Origin of the sequence: Streptomyces sp. Inha503 (assembly GCF_047215865.1) — a bacterium.
Classification (GTDB): Bacteria; Actinomycetota; Actinomycetes; order Streptomycetales; family Streptomycetaceae; genus Streptomyces; species Streptomyces lycopersici.
Window position 1 is genome coordinate 7,743,434 of sequence record NZ_CP178360.1, and the last position, 18,253, is coordinate 7,761,686.

General features: G+C 71.3%; 16 protein-coding genes. 7 read left to right on the forward strand and 9 right to left on the reverse strand.

Annotated features, from left to right (window positions below):
* Positions 1 to 34: 34 nt before the first annotated feature.
* The 3 genes from ACJX2R_RS32875 to ACJX2R_RS32885 all read right to left on the reverse strand — a co-directional run bounded on the left by ACJX2R_RS32875 (position 35) and on the right by ACJX2R_RS32885 (position 4,767).
* Positions 35 to 1,453, reverse strand: a complete 1,419-nt coding sequence (locus tag ACJX2R_RS32875) for a class II fumarate hydratase (protein ID WP_413103085.1) — start codon at positions 1,451 to 1,453, stop codon at positions 35 to 37.
* A gap of 78 nt (positions 1,454 to 1,531) precedes the next feature.
* Positions 1,532 to 3,619, reverse strand: a complete 2,088-nt coding sequence (locus ACJX2R_RS32880) for a bifunctional polysaccharide deacetylase/glycosyltransferase family 2 protein (RefSeq protein WP_413105998.1) — start codon at positions 3,617 to 3,619, stop codon at positions 1,532 to 1,534.
* A 254-nt stretch (positions 3,620 to 3,873) separates the two neighbouring features.
* Positions 3,874 to 4,767, reverse strand: coding sequence for a hypothetical protein (locus ACJX2R_RS32885; RefSeq protein WP_413103086.1), 894 nt, complete (start codon positions 4,765 to 4,767; stop codon positions 3,874 to 3,876).
* A gap of 166 nt (positions 4,768 to 4,933) precedes the next feature.
* On the opposite strand from ACJX2R_RS32885, the gene ACJX2R_RS32890 reads away from it, so the two are divergent.
* Positions 4,934 to 6,028 carry a chitinase gene (locus ACJX2R_RS32890; protein ID WP_413103087.1) on the forward strand — a complete coding sequence of 365 codons (1,095 nt, stop codon included), beginning with the start codon at positions 4,934 to 4,936 and terminating at the stop codon, positions 6,026 to 6,028.
* Positions 6,029 to 6,157: 129 nt separating this feature from the next.
* Here ACJX2R_RS32890 and ACJX2R_RS32895 read toward each other — a convergent pair whose 3' ends face one another.
* A complete protein-coding gene (locus ACJX2R_RS32895) occupies positions 6,158 to 7,846 on the reverse strand; it encodes a fumarate hydratase (RefSeq protein WP_413103088.1) in 1,689 nt (562 codons plus the stop codon).
* A gap of 291 nt (positions 7,847 to 8,137) precedes the next feature.
* On the opposite strand from ACJX2R_RS32895, the gene ACJX2R_RS32900 reads away from it, so the two are divergent.
* Positions 8,138 to 8,833, forward strand: a complete 696-nt coding sequence (locus ACJX2R_RS32900; RefSeq protein ID WP_413105999.1) for a DUF1707 SHOCT-like domain-containing protein — start codon at positions 8,138 to 8,140, stop codon at positions 8,831 to 8,833.
* A 178-nt stretch (positions 8,834 to 9,011) separates the two neighbouring features.
* A complete protein-coding gene (locus ACJX2R_RS32905) occupies positions 9,012 to 9,368 on the forward strand; it encodes a WhiB family transcriptional regulator (protein ID WP_020868722.1) in 357 nt (118 codons plus the stop codon).
* 176 nt (positions 9,369 to 9,544) lie between these two features.
* Here ACJX2R_RS32905 and glpX read toward each other — a convergent pair whose 3' ends face one another.
* Positions 9,545 to 10,576, reverse strand: a complete 1,032-nt coding sequence (gene glpX, locus ACJX2R_RS32910) for a class II fructose-bisphosphatase (RefSeq protein WP_413103089.1) — start codon at positions 10,574 to 10,576, stop codon at positions 9,545 to 9,547.
* 188 nt (positions 10,577 to 10,764) lie between these two features.
* Here glpX and ACJX2R_RS32915 point away from each other — a divergent pair, with 188 nt between their 5' ends.
* Positions 10,765 to 11,304: a DUF4245 domain-containing protein gene (locus ACJX2R_RS32915; RefSeq protein ID WP_413106000.1), complete on the forward strand. Its 540-nt coding sequence runs from the start codon at positions 10,765 to 10,767 to the stop codon at positions 11,302 to 11,304.
* Positions 11,305 to 11,398: 94 nt separating this feature from the next.
* On the opposite strand, the gene ACJX2R_RS32920 is transcribed toward ACJX2R_RS32915, so the two are convergent.
* The 3 genes from ACJX2R_RS32920 to xseA form a co-directional block, all read right to left on the reverse strand.
* Positions 11,399 to 11,989: a malonic semialdehyde reductase gene (locus ACJX2R_RS32920; protein ID WP_210944167.1), complete on the reverse strand. Its 591-nt coding sequence runs from the start codon at positions 11,987 to 11,989 to the stop codon at positions 11,399 to 11,401.
* 743 nt (positions 11,990 to 12,732) lie between these two features.
* Positions 12,733 to 13,047, reverse strand: a complete 315-nt coding sequence (locus ACJX2R_RS32925) for an exodeoxyribonuclease VII small subunit (RefSeq protein WP_413103090.1) — start codon at positions 13,045 to 13,047, stop codon at positions 12,733 to 12,735.
* A gap of 10 nt (positions 13,048 to 13,057) precedes the next feature.
* The gene (gene xseA / locus ACJX2R_RS32930) at positions 13,058 to 14,278 is read right to left on the reverse strand and encodes an exodeoxyribonuclease VII large subunit (protein ID WP_413103091.1); all 1,221 of its coding nucleotides are present in this window, start codon (positions 14,276 to 14,278) and stop codon (positions 13,058 to 13,060) included.
* Positions 14,279 to 14,417: 139 nt separating this feature from the next.
* On the opposite strand from xseA, the gene ACJX2R_RS32935 reads away from it, so the two are divergent.
* Together ACJX2R_RS32935 and ppgK are read left to right on the forward strand one after the other, a co-directional pair.
* A complete protein-coding gene (locus tag ACJX2R_RS32935) occupies positions 14,418 to 15,455 on the forward strand; it encodes a 4-hydroxy-3-methylbut-2-enyl diphosphate reductase (protein WP_413103092.1) in 1,038 nt (345 codons plus the stop codon).
* Positions 15,452 to 16,243, forward strand: coding sequence for a polyphosphate--glucose phosphotransferase (ppgK, locus tag ACJX2R_RS32940; protein WP_413103093.1), 792 nt, complete (start codon positions 15,452 to 15,454; stop codon positions 16,241 to 16,243). Before ACJX2R_RS32935 ends, ppgK begins: the two co-directional genes overlap by 4 nt.
* Here the strand turns inward: ppgK and ACJX2R_RS32945 are convergent.
* On the reverse strand, positions 16,149 to 16,817 hold the full coding sequence (locus ACJX2R_RS32945) for a DUF6542 domain-containing protein (protein WP_413103094.1): 669 nt from the start codon (positions 16,815 to 16,817) through the stop codon (positions 16,149 to 16,151). The genes ppgK and ACJX2R_RS32945 overlap by 95 nt on opposite strands.
* Positions 16,818 to 17,018: 201 nt before the next feature.
* Between ACJX2R_RS32945 and ychF the strand changes: the two genes are divergently transcribed.
* The gene (gene ychF / locus ACJX2R_RS32950) at positions 17,019 to 18,107 is read left to right on the forward strand and encodes a redox-regulated ATPase YchF (protein WP_262703525.1); all 1,089 of its coding nucleotides are present in this window, start codon (positions 17,019 to 17,021) and stop codon (positions 18,105 to 18,107) included.
* The last annotated feature ends 146 nt before the right edge of the window (positions 18,108 to 18,253 follow it).

Sequence of the window (18,253 nt, forward strand, 5' to 3'; positions counted from 1 at the left end):
GTGACCTACGACGCAACCGGGGACCAACGCCCGGCTAAGGATGTGTCATGCGCAGGACGTCAAGGGCCTCGTCGAGCTGGTCCAGGGTCAGCAGTCCGCGCTCCACATAGCCGGACTCCAGCACCACCTCGCGGATCGTCTTGCGCTCCGCCAGCGACCGCTTGGCCACCTTCGCCGCCTCCTCGTAGCCGAGGTAGCGATTGAGCGGGGTCACGACGGACGGCGAGGACTCCGCGTACTCCCGGGCCCGCTCGGCGTTGGCGCTGATCCCGTCGATCGTGCGGTCCGCGAGCAGCCGGGAGACATTGGTCAGCAGCCTGATCGACTCCAGCAGATTCTTGGCGATCACCGGGAGCATCACATTGAGCTCGAAGTTCCCGGCGGCCCCGGCCGTGGCGACGGTGGTGTCATTGCCGGTGACCTGCGCCGCGACCATCAGCGTGGCCTCGGGGATCACCGGGTTGACCTTCCCCGGCATGATCGACGAGCCGGGCTGGAGATCGGGCAGCGCGATCTCGGCGAGCCCGGTGCGGGGGCCCGAGGCCATCCAGCGCAGATCGTTGGCGATCTTGGTGAGGCCGACCGCGATGGTCCGTAGCTGCCCGGACGTCTCGACCAGCCCGTCCCGCGCGCCCTGCGCCTCGAAGTGGTCCCGGGCCTCGGTCAGCGGCAGCCCGGTGGTGCGGGTCAGCTCGGCGATGACGGCGGCCGCGAACCCGGGCGGGGTGTTGATCCCGGTGCCCACCGCCGTACCGCCCAGCGGCAGCTCGGCCAGCCGGGGGAGCGAGGTGCGCAGCCGCTCGATCCCGTACCGCACCTGGGCCGCGTAGCCGCCGAACTCCTGTCCGAGGGTCACCGGAGTGGCGTCCATCAGATGGGTCCGCCCCGCCTTCACCACCGCGGCGAACTCGGCGGCCTTGCGCTCCAGCGCCTCCGCCAGATGGGCCAGGGCCGGGATCAGATCGCCGGTGACGGCCGCGGTGGCCGCGATGTGGATGGAGGAGGGGAAGACGTCGTTGGAGGACTGGCTGGCGTTGACGTGGTCATTGGGGTGCACCGGGCGGCCCAGGCGCTCGCTCGCCAGGGTGGCCAGCACCTCGTTGGTGTTCATGTTGGACGAGGTGCCCGAGCCGGTCTGGAAGACGTCCACCGGGAAGTGGTCGTCCCAGCGGCCCTCGGCGACCTCGGCCGCCGCCTCCGAGATCGCCCCCGCGACGTCCTTGTCCACCACGCCAAGCTCGGCGTTGACCAGGGCGGCCGCGCCCTTGATCCGCGCCAGCGCCTGGATGTGCGCCCGCTCCAAGTGCTGCCCGCTGACGGGGAAGTTCTCCACCGCCCGCTGGGTCTGGGCCCGCCACTTGGCGTGTGCGGGCACCCTGACCTCGCCCATCGAGTCGTGCTCGATGCGGTAGCCCTCCCGGGGGCCGTCGTCGCGGTGGCTCTCGTCGGTCATGGGGACACCTCCGTCCAGCACAGCGCCTTCACGCCACGCGGTGTTCCCGCGCCCGCTGAGCCGAACGGGTGAGCCCGGTCACCGTACGGCCTCGGGCGCCCGCGGGGTGTCCACCTCGCCGGTGCGCTTGAGCTTCTGCCACGGCAGCAGGGCGCCGGTGGCCGCGGTGACGCAGGAGTGCAGCAGCACCAGATACATCAACTGGCGGTAGGCGATCTGCTGCAACGGCAGTACGGCCAGTGCCCGGGAGTTCTCCCGGTCCAGCCGGAACGCGTACGCCGCCCCCAGCAGCTGCACCAGCAGCAGGGCCGCCCACGCCAGCAGCGAGCGCACCGGATCCAGGAAGATCACCCCGTAGAGGGTGAAGAGGTCGATCAGCGGCGCGCACAGCGGGGTGAGGATCTGGAAGAGCACCACCAGCGGCATCCCCACCCGCCCGAACCGCCCCGAGGGCCCCCGGTCGATCAGCGAGCGGCGGTGCTTCCACAGCGCCTGCATGGTGCCGTAGGACCAGCGGTAGCGCTGCTTCCACAGCTGGCCGAGGGAGCTGGGCGCCTCGGTCCAGGCGCGGGCGTGCTCCTGGTAGACCACCCGCCAGCCGGCCCGGTGCAGGGCGATGGTGATGTCGGTGTCCTCGGCCAGGGTGTCCGCGCTCATGCCCCCGGCCTCCAGCAGCGCCAGGCGGCGGAAGGCGCCGATCGCGCCGGGGATGGTGGGCATGCAGCGCAGCAGGTCGTACATCCGCCGATCGAGGTTGAAGCCCATCACATACTCGATGTGCTGCCAGGCGCCGATCAGTCTCCCCCGGTTGCCGACCTTGGCGTTGCCCGCCACCGCGCCCACCCGCGAGTCGGCGAACGGGCGCACCAGCTCGCGGATGGTGGTGGGCTCGAAGACGGTGTCGCCGTCCATCATCACGATCAGCTCGTGGCGGGCATGGGCGATGCCCCGGTTGAGGGCCGCGGGCTTGCCCGCGTTGGCCTGCCGCAGCACCCGTACGTTGGGCAGCCCCATGGCCTCGGCGATATCGGCGGTGCCGTCGGTGGAGCCGTCGTCCACGACCAGGATCTCGATGGGGTGGGTGGAGGCGGACAGCGACTTCAGGGTGTTGGCGATGCACTCCTTCTCGTTGTACGCGGGCACGATCACGCTCACCGGATCGGTGACCTCCTGTACCCGGCTCCAGCGCCGCCGCTCCCGGGAGCGCCGGTGCCACCAGGCGAGCACCACCATCAGCAGCAGCCGCCCGATCACCGAGAAGCCCACCAGCCCCAGCAGCCCCATCAGGAACGGCAGCGCGCTGTGGCTGAGCGCGGCCGCCCAGATCAGCGCCCGGCCCTCCCAGACCGGCAGGGTGCGGGCCGGGTGGTTGGCGCTGTGGGCGCCGAGCGCGCCGGTGACGGTGGTGAAGGAGTAGCCCTTCTTCTTCATCCGTTCGATGTACAGCGACAGGGCCTTCACTGTCCGCGCGCGGTTGCCGCCCGCGTCGTGGAAGAGCACCGACGCGCCCTTCCCGCCCTCCGGGGTGGCGTTCTGGACGATCTCCTTCACCGGGGGCCGCTGCCAGTCCTCGCTGTCGGTGTCCACGAAGGCGCTGATGTAGCCCTTGGAGCCGATGTGCTGCTGCACCGGCCAGGTGCGGTCGTCCAGCGCCCGGACCTTGGAGGCGTACGGCGCGCGGAACAGCGAGCTGGTGATGGACGCCGCACCGGCCAGGGCCAGCTGGGACTGGGCCAGTTCGCGGTCCATGCGCCCCTTGTCCTGGTACGACAGGTCGACATGGGAGAAGGTGTGCACCCCGACCTCATGGCCCGCGGCCCGCATCCGGCGGACCAGCTCCGGATGGCGGATCACCATCTGGCCCAGTACGAAGAAGGTCCCCCGCACCTTGTGGCGGCGCAGCACGTCGAGGATCTCCGGGGTCCAGCGCGGGTCCGGGCCGTCGTCGAAGGTCAGCGCGATGGTCTTGGCCGGGATGGCGTGCTCGGTGGCCTTTCCCCGGCGGTCGAAGGTGATCACCGGGCCGCCCTTGCGCAGCCGGTCGGGGACGGTGCGCGAGGCGTGTGAGCGGTACACCCGGGCGTCGTTGCCGACCTCGGCGTGCAGATAGCCGTCCAGCAGCAGGGTGCACACCAGCGCGAGCAGGGTCGCGAGGGCGAGCACCATCCGGGTACGGGTGCGGAGCTTGCGCGGTGTGAGGGTGCGGAGTCGGCTCCTGAGCTTGCCCGTGAGCTTGAGCCTGCTGATGAGCGTGAGCTTGCCGGTGAGCCTGAGTCTGCCCCTGGCCCTCGGCCCGCCCGTGCGGCGCGCGGCGCGGCGGCCGGGGCCGGTCAGCCGGAACACCGTACGGGGCGCGCCGTCCTGACGGGGTGCGGGGAGCCGGCGGCGCGGCCGCGGCAGCCTCGGCGGTCTGCCGCCGCTCACGACGCCTCGTCCTCGGCCTCGGGGGCGCCCGGCCCATCGTCCGGGGTGTCGCCTCCGGCGGGCCCCTTGGGGGGCTTGGGCGTGTCGGCCCGCGGGGGCTTCCGCGGCTGGGGCTTCTGGGGGGACGCGGCGTGACCGGGCCGCGTGGTGTGGCCGGGGGCCTGGGGCTGGCCGGAGCCCTTGGCGGGCGGCTCGGCGCCGGCGGGGTGCTGCTTCGACGGCGTGTGCGAGGCATCCGCGGGCCGCTTGCCGGGCTGATGGCCGGCCGGATGTGACGGCGTGTGGCCGGCCTTGTGGTGCTTGCCGGGCCGGTGCCCCGCGGCGGACTCGCGGCCGCCGGGGCGGTGGTGCGCGGGGGAGTGCCGCGGCGCCGAGCGGGGGGCCTTGGGCGGGTCGGGCCGTGGCGGCGCGGGCCGTGGCCGGGTGGTGATGGGGGGCAGGGCGACGGGCTCCCGGGCGTCCCGGTGCTCCGGACGGCCCGAGGCGTGCCGCTCGCGCCGGTGCTGACGGTCGGTCGGCCCGTGCGCGTCGTCCCCGTACTCGCCCCCGTACCCGTCCTCGTAGCCGTACGCGTGCGCGTCACGCCGCTCGTCCGGCTCGGAGGGGCCCGAACGCCCCTCGGGGGTGTGGTTCGGCCCCCGGCCCAACGCCTCGGTGGAGAGGGGATGTCCGGGGATCAGCGTCTGCGGCGCGAACGGCGTACCGCCCGCGTAGCCCAACCCCAGGACCGCCGAATAGCCGAGGCAGGCGGCTCCCGCGACGACGCCCACATGTCGTACCAGTCGGCCACGGCGCCCGGACAGGTCCACGAACACGGGCCCCTTCCGGGCCACGTCAGCGCGGAGGGGACGCGAAGGCGCGCGCTCGGCCACATCTGACTGAGGATCCATACGGAAGAGGCTAATGCAGAAAATACGACATACGATATATAAGTCAAACATGCGGTGTGTCATAGTTCAGTAGGCTTCACCGAATATGCGAGTTTTGACGGGAGGACGGCACGGGCGGCACGGGCCCCCGGCGCCTCGTACCGGACCACAAGGAGGAGCCAGAGCCATGAGGGCCAGCCCCCGCATGAGCGGAATCGCCGTGGCCGGCGCGGTGGTCTGCGCCACCATCGCCGTATGGGCGGGACACCAGAAGCAGTCGCCCGAGCCACACGCCGCGCCCTCACAGCCCCCGGCGTCACAGCCCCCCGCGGCGCGTCAGCCCGCCGAGTTCGTGCCGTACGTCAACGCCTGGTCGGACCCGGGGTACGACATGGCCGCCGCGGCGTCGCGCGGGGTCAAGGAGTTCTCGCTGGGCTTCGTCGTCGCGGGCGACGGCTGCGCCCCGGTGTGGGACGGCGGCGCCTCGCTGGAGGACCAGGGCCTGGAGGCCCGGATCGAGGGCGTCCGCCGGGCCGGTGGCGACGTACGGATCTCCTTCGGCGGCGCCGAGGGCACCGAGCTCGCCACCGTCTGCACCGACGTCCCCGAACTCGCCTCCGCCTATGCCGAGGTGATCGAGCGTTATCAGGCCAACAGGATCGACTTCGACCTCGAGGGCGAGGCGCTCGCCGACGCCGAGGCGGCCGCCCGCCGCGCCCAGGCGCTCGCGCTGATCCAGCGCACCCACGAGGGCCTGAACATCTCCTTCACCCTGCCCGCCATGCCGGACGGGCTGACCCCGCAGGGCGTCGCCCAGTTGGAGGCCGCCAAACAGGAGGAGGTCATCCTCTCGGGCGTCAACATCATGGCGATGAACTACAGCGGCGACCACACCGGCGACATGGGCGACTACGCCGTCCAGGCGGCCACCGCCGCCCAGGCCCGGATCCGCGAGGTGTTCGGCATGTCCGACGCCGCGGCCTGGAAGATCCTCGCCGTGACGCCGATGATCGGGGTCAACGACGTCACCGGCGAGACCTTCACGCTGGAGGACGCGTCCGGTCTGGCGCGGTTCGCCGCGGAGAAGGGGATCGGACGGCTGTCGATGTGGTCCGCCGAACGGGACCAGCCGTGCACCCCGGAGATGAGCCGGTCCGCCACCCCGGCCGCCCCCACGGCCGGTGCCGCGGCCCCCGAGCCGACCGCGAACGCCGTCCCCAACACCCGGTGCAGCGGCGTCACCCAGCGCCCGGGCGCCTTCGAGGCGGCGCTGAGGGGCTGACCGGGCGCGCCCCTCCGTCCACCCCTGGACGGGGGTCCAGGGGATGGAGCCCCTGGGGATGGGACGGGTAAGGGCGGCGGGGGCGCATCCACTAAGGGCGGGGGCGCATCCCCCGCCGCCCCGCAGGCGCTACTCCCGCCCCGGCCCCCGCACCGGAATACTCGTGAACGTCGGCTGGGGCGCCGGGTCCTGGAAGAAGTCGTTCCCCTTGTCGTCCACCACGATGAACGCCGGGAAGTCCTCGACCTCGATCCTCCAGACCGCCTCCATGCCCAGCTCCTCGTACTCGAGGACCTCGACCTTCTTGATGCAGTCCTGGGCCAGCCGCGCCGCCGGGCCGCCGATCGAACCCAGGTAGAAGCCGCCGTGCGCGGCACATGCGTCGGTGACCTGCTTGGAGCGGTTGCCCTTGGCCAGCATGACCTTCGAGCCGCCCGCCGCCTGGAACTGCTCGACGTACGCGTCCATCCGGCCCGCCGTCGTCGGCCCGAAGGAGCCGGAGGCATAGCCCTCGGGGGTCTTGGCCGGGCCCGCGTAGTAGACCGGGTGGTTCTTCAGGTACTCCGGCATCTCCTCGCCCGCGTCCAGCCGCTCCTTGATCTTCGCGTGGGCGATGTCCCGGGCGACCACCAGCGTGCCGGTCAGCGAGAGCCGGGTCTTGACCGGGTGCTTGGTCAGCTCGGCCAGCACCTCGTCCATCGGCCGGTCGAGGTCGACGGCGACCGCGTCCAGGTCCGGGCCCGCGCCCTTGACCAGCTCCTCGTCCGTCGTCTCCGGCAGGAAGCGCGCCGGGTCGGTCTCCAGCTGCTCCAGGAAGACGCCCTCCGGCGTGATCTTGGCGAGCGCCTGGCGGTCGGCGGAGCACGAGACCGCGATCGCGACCGGGCAGGAGGCCCCGTGCCGAGGCAGCCGTACGACCCGCACGTCATGGCAGAAGTACTTGCCGCCGAACTGTGCGCCGATCCCGATCTTCTGCGTCAGCTCGAAGACCTTCTCCTCCAGCTCCTTGTCGCGGAAGCCGTGCCCGGTCGGCGAGCCTGAGGCGGGCAGCTCGTCCAGGTAGTGCGCGGAGGCGTACTTCGCGGTCTTCAGCGCGTACTCGGCGCTGGTGCCGCCGACCACGATCGCCAGGTGGTACGGCGGGCAGGCGGCCGTGCCCAGCGAGCGGATCTTCTGCTCCAGGAACTTCATCATCGATGCCTCGTTCAGCACCGCCTTCGTCTCCTGGTAGAGGAAGGACTTGTTGGCCGAGCCGCCGCCCTTGGCCATGAAGAGGAACTTGTAGGCGCCGCCGTCGGTCGCGTACAGCTCGATCTGCGCGGGCAGGTTGGAGCCGGTGTTCTTCTCCTCCCACATGGTCAGCGGGGCCATCTGGGAGTACCGCAGGTTGAGCTTGGTGTACGCGTCGTAGACACCGCGCGAGAGGGCCTCCTCGTCGCCCCCTTGTGTCAGCACGTTCTGCCCGCGCTTGCCCATGACGATCGCCGTGCCGGTGTCCTGGCACATCGGGAGCACCCCGGCCGCCGCGATGTTGGCGTTCTTCAGCAGGTCCAGCGCGACGAAGCGGTCGTTGGCGCTGGCGTCGGGGTCGTCGAGGATGCGGCGCAGCTGGGCGAGGTGGGCGGGGCGCAGATAGTGCGAGATGTCGTGCATCGCCTCGGCCGCGAGCTTGCGCAGCGCCTCCGGCTCGACCTTCAGGAAGGTGCGCCCATCGGCCTCGAAGGTGCTCACGCCGTCGGAGGTCACCAGACGGTACGGCGTGGTGTCCTCTCCCAGGGGCAGCAGGTCCGAATAGGCAAACTCTGGCATCGCGGCCATTCCTCACTCGACGGGGCTTCGGCTGACTTCGTCGACAGCGCGTCCATAAGCGTAGAACGGGGCAGCGGGACGGGGCCTGTGAGGTAAGGCTCAGTAGTAGGGGAAGGATCAGGGATCGTCCCCTAGTCGCGATCTAGCCCCGTCTTGGATCGCTGCCCTCGCGATGTTCGGCCCCGGGGGGCCTCACGGGCTTCGGGCAGCCGCGCCGGACTCCGTCCGTCGAGTCGCCTCTACCCCTAGTCGCGATCTATCGCGACTGGGTACGCTGAGCCCGTGGATGAGCAGCAGCCCGTGCCCCTGACCAAATCCGCCCCCGCACCCGCGCCCGAGGCCGCGTCGGCCCCGGCGCCCGCTTCTGCCGCGCCCGCGCCCGCGGCCGTCGCGGAGCTCCGCGCGTCCGACGCGGACCGCGACCGGATCGCGGACATCCTGCGGGAGGCGCTTGCCGAGGGGCGGCTCCAGCCGGAGGAGCACGCCGAGCGGATCGACGCGGTCTATCGCGCCAAGACCCTCGGCGAGCTGGAGCCCCTGGTGCGCGATCTGCCCGCCGCACCCACCCGCGGCGCCGCCTCCGCCTCCGCTTCCGCGCGCGACGCGGAGTCGGGGTGGCCGCGTTCCCTCCCCGAGTCGGAGAACCTGGTGGCGGTGTTCGGCGGTTCGACGCGCAAGGGCCGCTGGCGGGTCAGGCGCCGTACGAACGCCCTGGCGATCTTCGGTGGCGTCGAGATCGATCTGACCGAGGCGGTCTTCGAGCAGCAGGAGATCGTCATCCATGTCGTGGCCGCCTTCGGCGGGGTGGAGATCAAGGTCCCGGAAAACGTCTCGCTGCGCGGTTCGGGCGCGGGCATCCTCGGCGGTTTCGACGTCACGACGTACGAGGCGCAGGACCCCGACGCACCGGTGATCCACGTCACCGGGTTCGCCGTCTTCGGCGGTGTGGAGGCCAAGCCCAAGCGGGGTAAGCGGCTGAAGAACCTGCGAGCATAAGCCCTGAAGAAGGGGTGTGCACGGGGAAGTTCCGGGTGGGACAACGGTGTGCATAAGCGCGCGCACAGCGGGTAAGGCTTGGTGCATCGTCTCTCGTACGGCTGATGGGGGTGCTAACGGGGCCGTACACCTCGAGGCGGGCAAGGGTGACCACCGGAGCCGTCGTCAGGAGTAGACCGTGCTGCAACCGCATCAGCCCCTGCTGGAAGCCGCCGTGCCCCCGCAGCGCGTCCCCGCGCGGGATCAGGCCGGCCCCTGGCACTCGGAGGCGGTGTGCCGACGCGATGAGGCCGGGCTGTTCTTCGCTCCCTCCAAGGAGCCCACGGCTGCCAGGCTGTCGCGGGAGGAGGCCGCCAAGCGCGTCTGCGCGCGCTGCCCGGTCATGGTCGAGTGCCGGGAGCACGCACTGCTGCAACCCGAGCCGTACGGAGTGTGGGGCGGGCTGACCGCGGCCGAGCGCCGGGTCGTGCTGGCCCGCCGCCGGCGCCGGGAGGCCGAGCTACAGCGCGCGGTGCGGGTCGCCGCCGCCGGCTGAACTCTTCGGGACCTGGGCCGGGCACCGCCGGGAGGCGGGACCCGGCCCTCGTCATGCGGCGTCTGTCATGCGGGGCATCTCATGCGGGGTCTGTTCTGCGGGGTCTGCCATGCGGTGTCGGCTGAACGCCGCGGTCGGCTGACCCCCCGTCGTCCTGAACGCCGCCGTCGCCTCGCTCAGCTGGGCCGTTCGAAGTCGACCGAGGCGTAGGCGCGCAGCTTGGCCAGCCGGTGGGTGGAGTCGATCTGCCGGATCGTCCCGGACTTGGACCGCATGACCAGCGACTGGGTGGTGGCGGTCTCCGCGCGGTACCGCACCCCGCGCAGCAGATCCCCGTCGGTGATGCCGGTCGCGACGAAGAACACATTGTCGCCGCTGACCAGGTCGTCCGTCTCCAGAACCTGGTCGAGGTCATGGCCCGCGTCGAGGGCGCGCTGGCGCTCCTCGTCGTCCTTCGGCCAGAGCTTGGCCTGGATGGTGCCGCCGAGGCACTTGATCGCGCAGGCCGCGATGATGCCCTCCGGCGTACCGCCGACGCCCAGCAACAGATCCACCCCGGTGCTCTCGCGCGCGGCCATGATCGCCCCGGCCACGTCGCCGTCGGAGATGAACTTGATCCGGGCGCCCGCCTCCCGGATCTCCTTGACGATGCCCTCGTGGCGGGGGCGGTCCAGGACCACCACGGTGACGTCCTCGGGGCTGGACTTCTTCGCCTTGGCGATCCGGCGGATGTTCACGCCGGGGGGCGCGGTGATGTCGACGAACTCGGCGGCGTCGGGGCCGGTGACCAGCTTGTCCATGTAGAAGACGGCCGACGGGTCGAACATGGTGCCGCGATCGGCGACCGCGAGCACGGAGACGGCGTTGGCCATGCCCTTCGCGGTGAGCGTGGTGCCGTCCACGGGGTCCACGGCCACGTCGCACTCCGGGCCGGTGCCGTCGCCCACGCGCTCACCGTTGAAGAGCATCGGCGCCTCGTCCTTCTCCCCCTCTCCGATGACGACGACGCCGTTCATCGAGACGGTGTGCACGAGGGAGCGCATGGCCTTGACGGCGGCGCCGTCGGCGCCGTTCTTGTCGCCGCGGCCCACCCAGCGTCCGGAGGCCATGGCACCCGCCTCGGTGACCCGGACGAGTTCCAGGGCGAGGTTGCGATCGGGAGCCTCGGGGCTGACCTCGAGCTGGGACGGGAGATGATGCTCGGTCATCGGAGCGCACCTTTCTGTACGGCGACGGACCGTGAGGGCCCCTCCTCCCCGCGAGGGGGATCAGGAGGGTGAGGGTGTTCATGACTTTATCCGCTGATTGGCTAAGTGAGCAGATAGCCCCACGCATGAGCGCGGCCCTGTTGCGAGGTGCGGCGACCCGATGAGGGACGATAGGGGGCGTGGCAGGTATGCGTGGCAAAGAGACGGTCCGGGACATGGTGCTGTCGCTGGCGGCGATCGGCGTCGTCGCGGCGGCCATCTATCTCTTCGGTATCCCGCATGACGAGGGCCCCAAGGGCGCCGGGGTGAAGACGGTGAACTACCGCGTGGAGCTGGCCACGGCCCGCCGTGCCGCCCCGTACCCGGTGGCCGCCCCCGATCCGGGGACCCTGCCCAAGGGCTGGCGGGCGACATCGGTGACCTACCGCCCGGCCGCCGCGCAGGACGGCGCGCTCTGGCACCTGGGCTTCCTCGACCAGAACGAGGAGTACATCGCGGTCGAGCAGAGCGACGGCAAGCCCGTGCCGTTCGTGGAGGAGGTCACCCAGCAGGCGCGGGAGACGAAGCGGACGCAGCGGATCGACGGCAAGGACTGGGTCCGCTACGACGGCGACAAGTACGACGCGCTGGTGCGCAAGGAGCCGGGTGTGACCACGGTGGTCACCGGGACGGCGTCGTACGGGCAGCTGACGAAGATGGCCGAGGCGCTGACCGAGAAGAAGGGCTGAGCGGAGAAGTGGGGCCCTTGGCCCGGACCGCCCGCCGGTCCGGGCCAAGGGCTCCTGGTTCATCGAGCGTGCTCGAGCGTGATCGAGCGGTCGATCAGACCGTGGTGATGACGTCGTCGTAGTCCAGGCGGGGGCCACGGGGGAACCAGGCGTCCTCGCCCGGCTTGCCGATGTTGATGACCATCAGCGGGGTGTGGTCCTCGTCCAGGAACTCCTTCTGGACCCCGGCCGGGTCGAAGCCGGTCATCGGGCCGGCGGCGAGACCGGCGGCGCGGATGCCCAGGATGAAGTAACCGGCCTGGAGCGAGGCATTGAGCGCCGCGGCCTGCTCACGGGAGGCGCGCTCGGCGAAGAAGACGTCCTTGGCCTGCGGGAAGTGCGGGAAGAGCGCGGGCAGCTCCTCGTGGAACTCGTTGTCCGCGGCGAGGATCGCGACCAGCGGGGCGGTCGAGGTCTTGGGCTGGTTGCCCTCGGCCATGTGCTGAACCAGCCGCTCACGGGCCTCGGGCGAGCGGACCAGCACGATACGCAGCGGCGACTGGTTGAACGCGGTCGGCGCGTACTTGATCAGGTCGTAGATCGCCTGCACCTGCTCCTCGGTCACCGGCTCATCGGTGAAGGTGTTGGCAGTGCGGGCCTCGCGGAAGAGCAGGTCCTGGGCGGCGGGGTCGAGAACGAGTGCCATGTGAAGAAACCTCTGCATAAGCGGGGATATCGCTGACGGGCTCCACTCTACGATGCATAGATTAATGTTCAACTAAAATGATGGTGTGGGATGGGGAAGGTGCTCCGAATCACAGCGCGAAGACCGGCGGAGCCGGTCGAGCGCGGTGGATGGGGTGCTCTTGATGGGCGACGCCCGATCGACGCGGCCCCCCGCCACGCCCGCGGGGACGCCCTGCCACCGTCGGCCTCCGTTGAGGCCGAAGGCGCGACCGAGTGCCGCCGGTCGAAGGCGGCAAGGCCGATGGCGGCCGGTCGGCGGCGAGCGCCGATCCAACGCCGCCGGTCGGCGGCGAGCAGCGCCAGCGGTGGCCGGTGGACGCCGAGTGCCGGTCGAGTGCGGCCGTTCGGCGGTGAGCGATGAGCGGCGGCCGGTCAGCCTTCGGTGGGGTTTTCCGTGCGCCCGGCGGACGGCACGTCCGAGTGCGGCGGCCGGTGGACGCCGAGTGCCGGTCGGGTGTGGCCGATCGACGGGCGGCGCGGCTGAGTGCGGCTCGGCCGTTCGACGGCGGGCGGCGCGGGTGGTGGCCGGTGGACGCCGGGCGTCGGTTGGGTCGGTCGGTTCGGCGGCCTGCGATGAGGGGCGGCCGTGAACCGTCGGCCGGGCTCTCCGTGCGCTCGGCGGACGCTTGACCGAGTGTGGCGGTCGATCGACGGCCCGCAACGACCGCGGCCGTTCGACCGTGGGCGACGGACGGCCGCCGGTCAGCCCTCGCCGGCGCTCTCCGCTTCCTCGGCGCCTTCGGCGCCCTCGGCGGCCTCGTCCTCCGCCAGCGCCGCGTCCAGCCGGGCCCTCGCGCCCTCCAGCCAGTGGCGGCAGACCTTTGCCAGCTCCTCGCCGCGCTCCCACAGCGCCAGCGACTCCTCCAGGCTGGTGCCGCCCGCCTCCAGGCGGCGGACCACCTCGACCAGCTCGTCCCGCGCCTGCTCATAGCCGAGCGTGGTCTCCGCCCGCGCGCCCTGCCCGGCCTGGCCGTCCGCCTGTCCGGCCTGCCCGGTCTGCTCGTCCGTCTTCGCCATACCCCTCACCCTATTCAGCGGGTCCGACAGCGACCCGCACCCGGAACTCGCCCTCGGAGACCCGCGCCCGCAGCTCCTCGCCCTCCTCGACCTCCTCGGCCGCCCGCACCACCGAGCCGTCGGGGTGCTGGAGCACCGCATAGCCGCGGCGCAGCGTCGCGGCGGGGGAGAGCGCCACCACCCGCGCCTGGGTGTGGGCCAGCTCGGAGTCGGCCCGGTCCAGCAGATGGCCCAGGCAGCGGCGGGCGCGCTCCAGCACCGCCGTGATCCGCTCCTCGCGCTCGTCCACCATGCGATGCGGCTCCCGCATGCACGGCCGGGCCAGCGCGGCGGCCAGCCCCCGCTCCTCCCGGTCCAGCAGCCCGTGCACACTGCGCAGCGCCCGCTCCCGCAGCTGCTGGACGCGCATCAGCTCCTCGCCCACATCGGGCACGATCTTCTTCGCCGCGTCCGTGGGCGTGGAGGCGCGCAGATCGGCGACCAGGTCCAGCAGCGGCGAGTCCGGCTCATGGCCGATCGCGGAGACCACCGGCGTACGGCACGCGGCCACCGCCCGGACCAGCTGCTCGTCCGAGAACGGCAGCAGATCCTCCACGCTGCCGCCGCCGCGCGCCACCACGATCACATCCACCTCGGGCAGCGCGTCGAGTTCCTTGACCGCCTCGATCACCTGCGGCACCGCGTGCACCCCCTGCACGGCCACATTGCGCACCTCGAAGCGGACGGCGGGCCAGCGCAGCCGCGCGTTCTCCAGCACATCGCGCTCGGCGGCCGAGGCGCGGCCGCAGACCAGCCCTATCAGCTGCGGCAGAAACGGCAGCGGCTTCTTACGGTCGGCAGCGAACAGTCCCTCCGCCGCCAGCGCCTTCTTCGACTGCTCAAGACGTGCGAGCAGCTCCCCCACGCCCACCGGGCGGATCTCGGCGGCCCGCAGGGACAGCTGCCCGCGTGGCGCGTACCACTCCGGCTTGGCGTGCACCACGACCCGCGCGCCCTCGGCGACCGTGTCCGCGATCTTGTCGAAGACGGCGCGGAAGCAGGTGACGGTCAGCGAGATGTCGTAACTGGGGTCGCGCAGGGTCAGGAACACCACACCGGCGCCGGGGCGCCGGGACAGCTGGGTGATCTGCCCCTCGACCCAGACCGCGCCGAGCCGGTCGATCCAGCCCCCGATCAGCCGGGACACCTCGCCGACCGGGATCGGCGCCTCCGCGGACGTGTTGACAGCCATGACCGCGAGGGTATCGGCCCCCACCGACAGCAGCGGCGGTCATCGCCCCCCACCCATCGCCCCCCACCCATCGCCGCCACCAACCGCCTTCCCCAATCGCCGCCACCAACCGGCAGACCCCGCGGTCGTCGCCCCTACCATGGGGGACATGACTGCAACCTCCGCCCGCCGGGTCCTGCTCGCGGCCCCCCGTGGCTACTGTGCCGGTGTCGACCGTGCCGTGATCGCCGTCGAGAAGGCCCTGGAGCAGTACGGCGCGCCGATCTACGTGCGCAAGGAGATCGTCCACAACAAGTACGTCGTCCAGACTCTGGAGAAGAAGGGCGCCATCTTCGTCGACGAGACGGAGGAGGTGCCCGAGGGCTCCATCGTGATCTTCTCGGCGCACGGTGTCGCGCCGGTGGTCCACGAGGAAGCCGCCACGCGCAAGCTGGCCACCATCGACGCCACCTGCCCCCTGGTCACCAAGGTCCACAAGGAAGCAGTCCGGTTCGCCAAGGAGGACTACGACATCCTCCTGATCGGCCATGAAGGCCATGAAGAGGTCATCGGCACCAGCGGTGAGGCCCCCGAGCACATCACCCTGGTCGATGGCCCCGACGATGTGAAGAACGTCGAGGTGCGGGACGAGTCCAAGGTCGTCTGGCTCTCCCAGACCACCCTCTCGGTCGACGAGACGATGGAGACCGTGGACGCGCTCAAGGAGCGCTTCCCGCAGCTCATCAGCCCGCCCAGCGACGACATCTGCTACGCGACGCAGAACCGGCAGACCGCCATCAAGCAGGTGGCCGCCGAGTCCGACCTGGTGATCGTGGTCGGCTCCAAGAACTCCTCCAACTCGGTGCGGCTGGTGGAGGTCGCCCTTGGCGCGGGCGCCAAGGCGGGCCATCTGGTCGACTACGCGAGCGAGATCGACGAGGCATGGCTGGAGGGCGTCACCACGGTCGGCGTGACCTCGGGCGCCTCCGTTCCCGACGTGCTCGTCGAGGGCGTCCTGGAGTGGCTGGCCGAGCGCGGCTTCGGCGATGTCGAGGTCGTCCAGCCCATGCAGGAGTCGCTGACCTTCTCGCTGCCCAAGGAGCTGCGCCGGGACCTGCGGGCCGAGGCCGCCGCGGCGGCCGTCGGCCAGCCGGAGGCCGCGGCGGCCGGCAGCCGGCCCGAGGGGTCCCAGCGGTGACGTACGGCCAGGGGGCCACGGGGGCGTCCGCGGCGAAGGTGTTCGGCATCGACATCGGCGGTTCGGGCATCAAGGGCGCCCCGGTGGACCTGGACCGGGGTGAGCTCGCCGAAGAGCGCCATAAGGTGCTCACCCCGCATCCGTCCACGCCCGACGCGGTCCTGGACGGTGTCGTGGAGGTCGTCCGGCACTTCGACTGGTCCGGGCGGCCGGTCGGGGTGACCTTCCCGGGTGTGGTGAAGGACGGTGTCACCCTTACCGCCGCGAATGTCGACAAGAGCTGGATCGGCACCGATCTGGCGTCGCGCCTCACCGAGCGGCTGGACTGCCCGGTCACGGTGTTGAACGACGCGGACGCGGCCGGGGTCGCGGAGGCGACGTTCGGCGCCGCCCGCGGCGTCAGGGGCACCGTGATCGTGCTCACCCTCGGCACCGGCATCGGCAGCGCGGTCTTCACCGACGGGCATCTGCTCACCAACACCGAGCTGGGCCATCTGGAGCTGGACGGCCACGAGGCGGAGAAGCGGGCCTCGACCAAGGTCAAGGACGACCACGACCTCAGCTGGTCGCACTGGGCGCGCCGGGTGCAGAAGTACCTCCATCACCTGGAGATGCTCTTCTCTCCCGAGCTCTTCGTGCTGGGCGGCGGGGTGAGCCGTAAGGCGGACAAGTTCCTGCCGCTGATCGAGGGCGTCAGGGCCGAGATCGTGCCGGCGCAGCTTCAGAACAACGCGGGGATCGTGGGTGCCGGGATGGCCGCGGCCGCTGCTGCCGGCGACGCCGGGTGACCAGTACGGCCCGCCGTACGAGCACGATCACCACGGTCAGCAGCGTCCCCGCGTAGAGCCAGCCGGCTTGCAGCGACAGCGCGGTGAAGACCCCCACCGCCTGTCCGCTGAACCCCGCCGAGCCCTCGTTGATCGGCAGCAGCCCGACCGTATAGGCCAGCGGCGCCGTCACCGGCGCCGCCAGCAGATCGGCCGGGCGCACCCACAGTCCGCAGGCCGCGCAGGCGGGCAGGAAGAGCACGCTGTAGACGGTGGGCGAGCCGGAGAGCAGCAGCGCGTCCAGGCAGCCGACGCCGAGCATGGCGAGCGTGGTCAGCAGCCCCGCGCCCAGCCCGGTCAGCCGGGGATCGGGGAGGGACAGCCCCCGGACCCGCCGCAGGACGGCGGGCAGCGCCGCGGCCGCTCCGGACGGCCCCGTACGGCGTGCGGCAGGCCGCGGCGCCCGGGCCGCGCCGCCGGGCTGCCCCCGGCCCTGACCCGTGCTTCTGCCGCGTCCCGGATATGTGTCGTCCGCGGCGGGACGGGGCGGCGGTGCCGCCGCGCGGCGGGGCGTACGCGTGCTGTAATGCTCCACCCGACCAACGTAGGTCGCCGGAGGGCGAGAATCCGGTCTTGGACACGCCCTTCGCAGGACCTTGGCAGTGTGTTCGACCGATTGTCAGCCCGGCCGGGTGATCGAGGGCGGCCCCGTAGACTGGTGGACCGGCCCCGGCTCCACCGGGGCCCGTCATCGGTCCTCACATCCCGCCAAGGGAAGCTACGGGAAGTCGTCAACGTGTCGCTCACGATCGGAATCGTCGGTCTGCCGAATGTCGGCAAGTCGACCCTGTTCAACGCCCTCACCAAGAACGACGTGCTGGCGGCCAACTACCCGTTCGCCACCATCGAGCCCAACGTCGGCGTGGTCGGCGTCCCCGACCCCCGCCTGGACAAGCTCGCCGAGATCTTCGGCTCGGCCCGCAAGCTGCCCGCCACCGTCGACTTCGTCGACATCGCGGGCATCGTCAAGGGCGCCTCGGAGGGCGAGGGCCTGGGCAACAAGTTCCTGGCGAACATCCGTGAGTCGGACGCCATCTGCCAGGTCATCCGCGCCTTCAAGGACGAGAACGTCGTCCACGTCGACGGCAAGATCTCACCGAAGAGCGACATCGAGACGATCAACACCGAGCTGATCCTCGCCGACCTCCAGACCATCGAGAAGGTGCTGCCGCGCCTGGTCAAGGAGGCCCGGATCAAGAAGGACAAGCAGCCCCAGGTCAAGGCCGTCGAGGAGGCCAAGGCCATCCTCGACGAGGGCCGCACCCTCTTCTCCGCCGGCATCGTCCAGGGCAGCGAGCGCGCCGCCCTCCTCCACGAGCTGCACCTGCTCACCACCAAGCCCTTCCTCTACGTCTTCAACGTCGACGAGGAGGAGCTCACCGACGACTCCTTCAAGGCCGAGCAGCGCGCCCTCGTCGCCCCCGCCGAGGCGATCTTCCTCAACGCCAAGCTGGAGGCCGACCTCGCCGAGCTCGACGAGGACGAGGCCCTCGAGCTCCTCCAGTCCGTAGGCCAGGACGAGCCCGGCCTGGCCACCCTCGCCCACGTCGGCTTCAACACCCTGGGCCTCCAGACCTACCTCACCGCCGGCCCCAAGGAGTCCCGCGCCTGGACCATCAAGAAGGGCGCCACGGCCCCGGAGGCGGCCGGTGTCATCCACACCGACTTCCAGAAGGGCTTCATCAAGGCCGAGGTCATCTCCTACCAGGACCTGGTCGAGACGGGCTCCGTCGCCGAGGCCCGCGCGGCCGGTAAGGCGCGCATGGAGGGCAAGGACTATGTGATGCAGGACGGGGACGTGGTGGAGTTCCGCTTCAACGTCTAGACGCGCCCGTGTTGCTGATCCTGGTCGGCAGCGATGTCTCCATGATGGGATGCGTTGCCGTCTCGTAATTGCCCGATCTTCGGGCGGACCACGAAGATGGCCTGGTGCTGGAGCACATCGAGCGGGGCCGGCCCAACTGGAGCGGG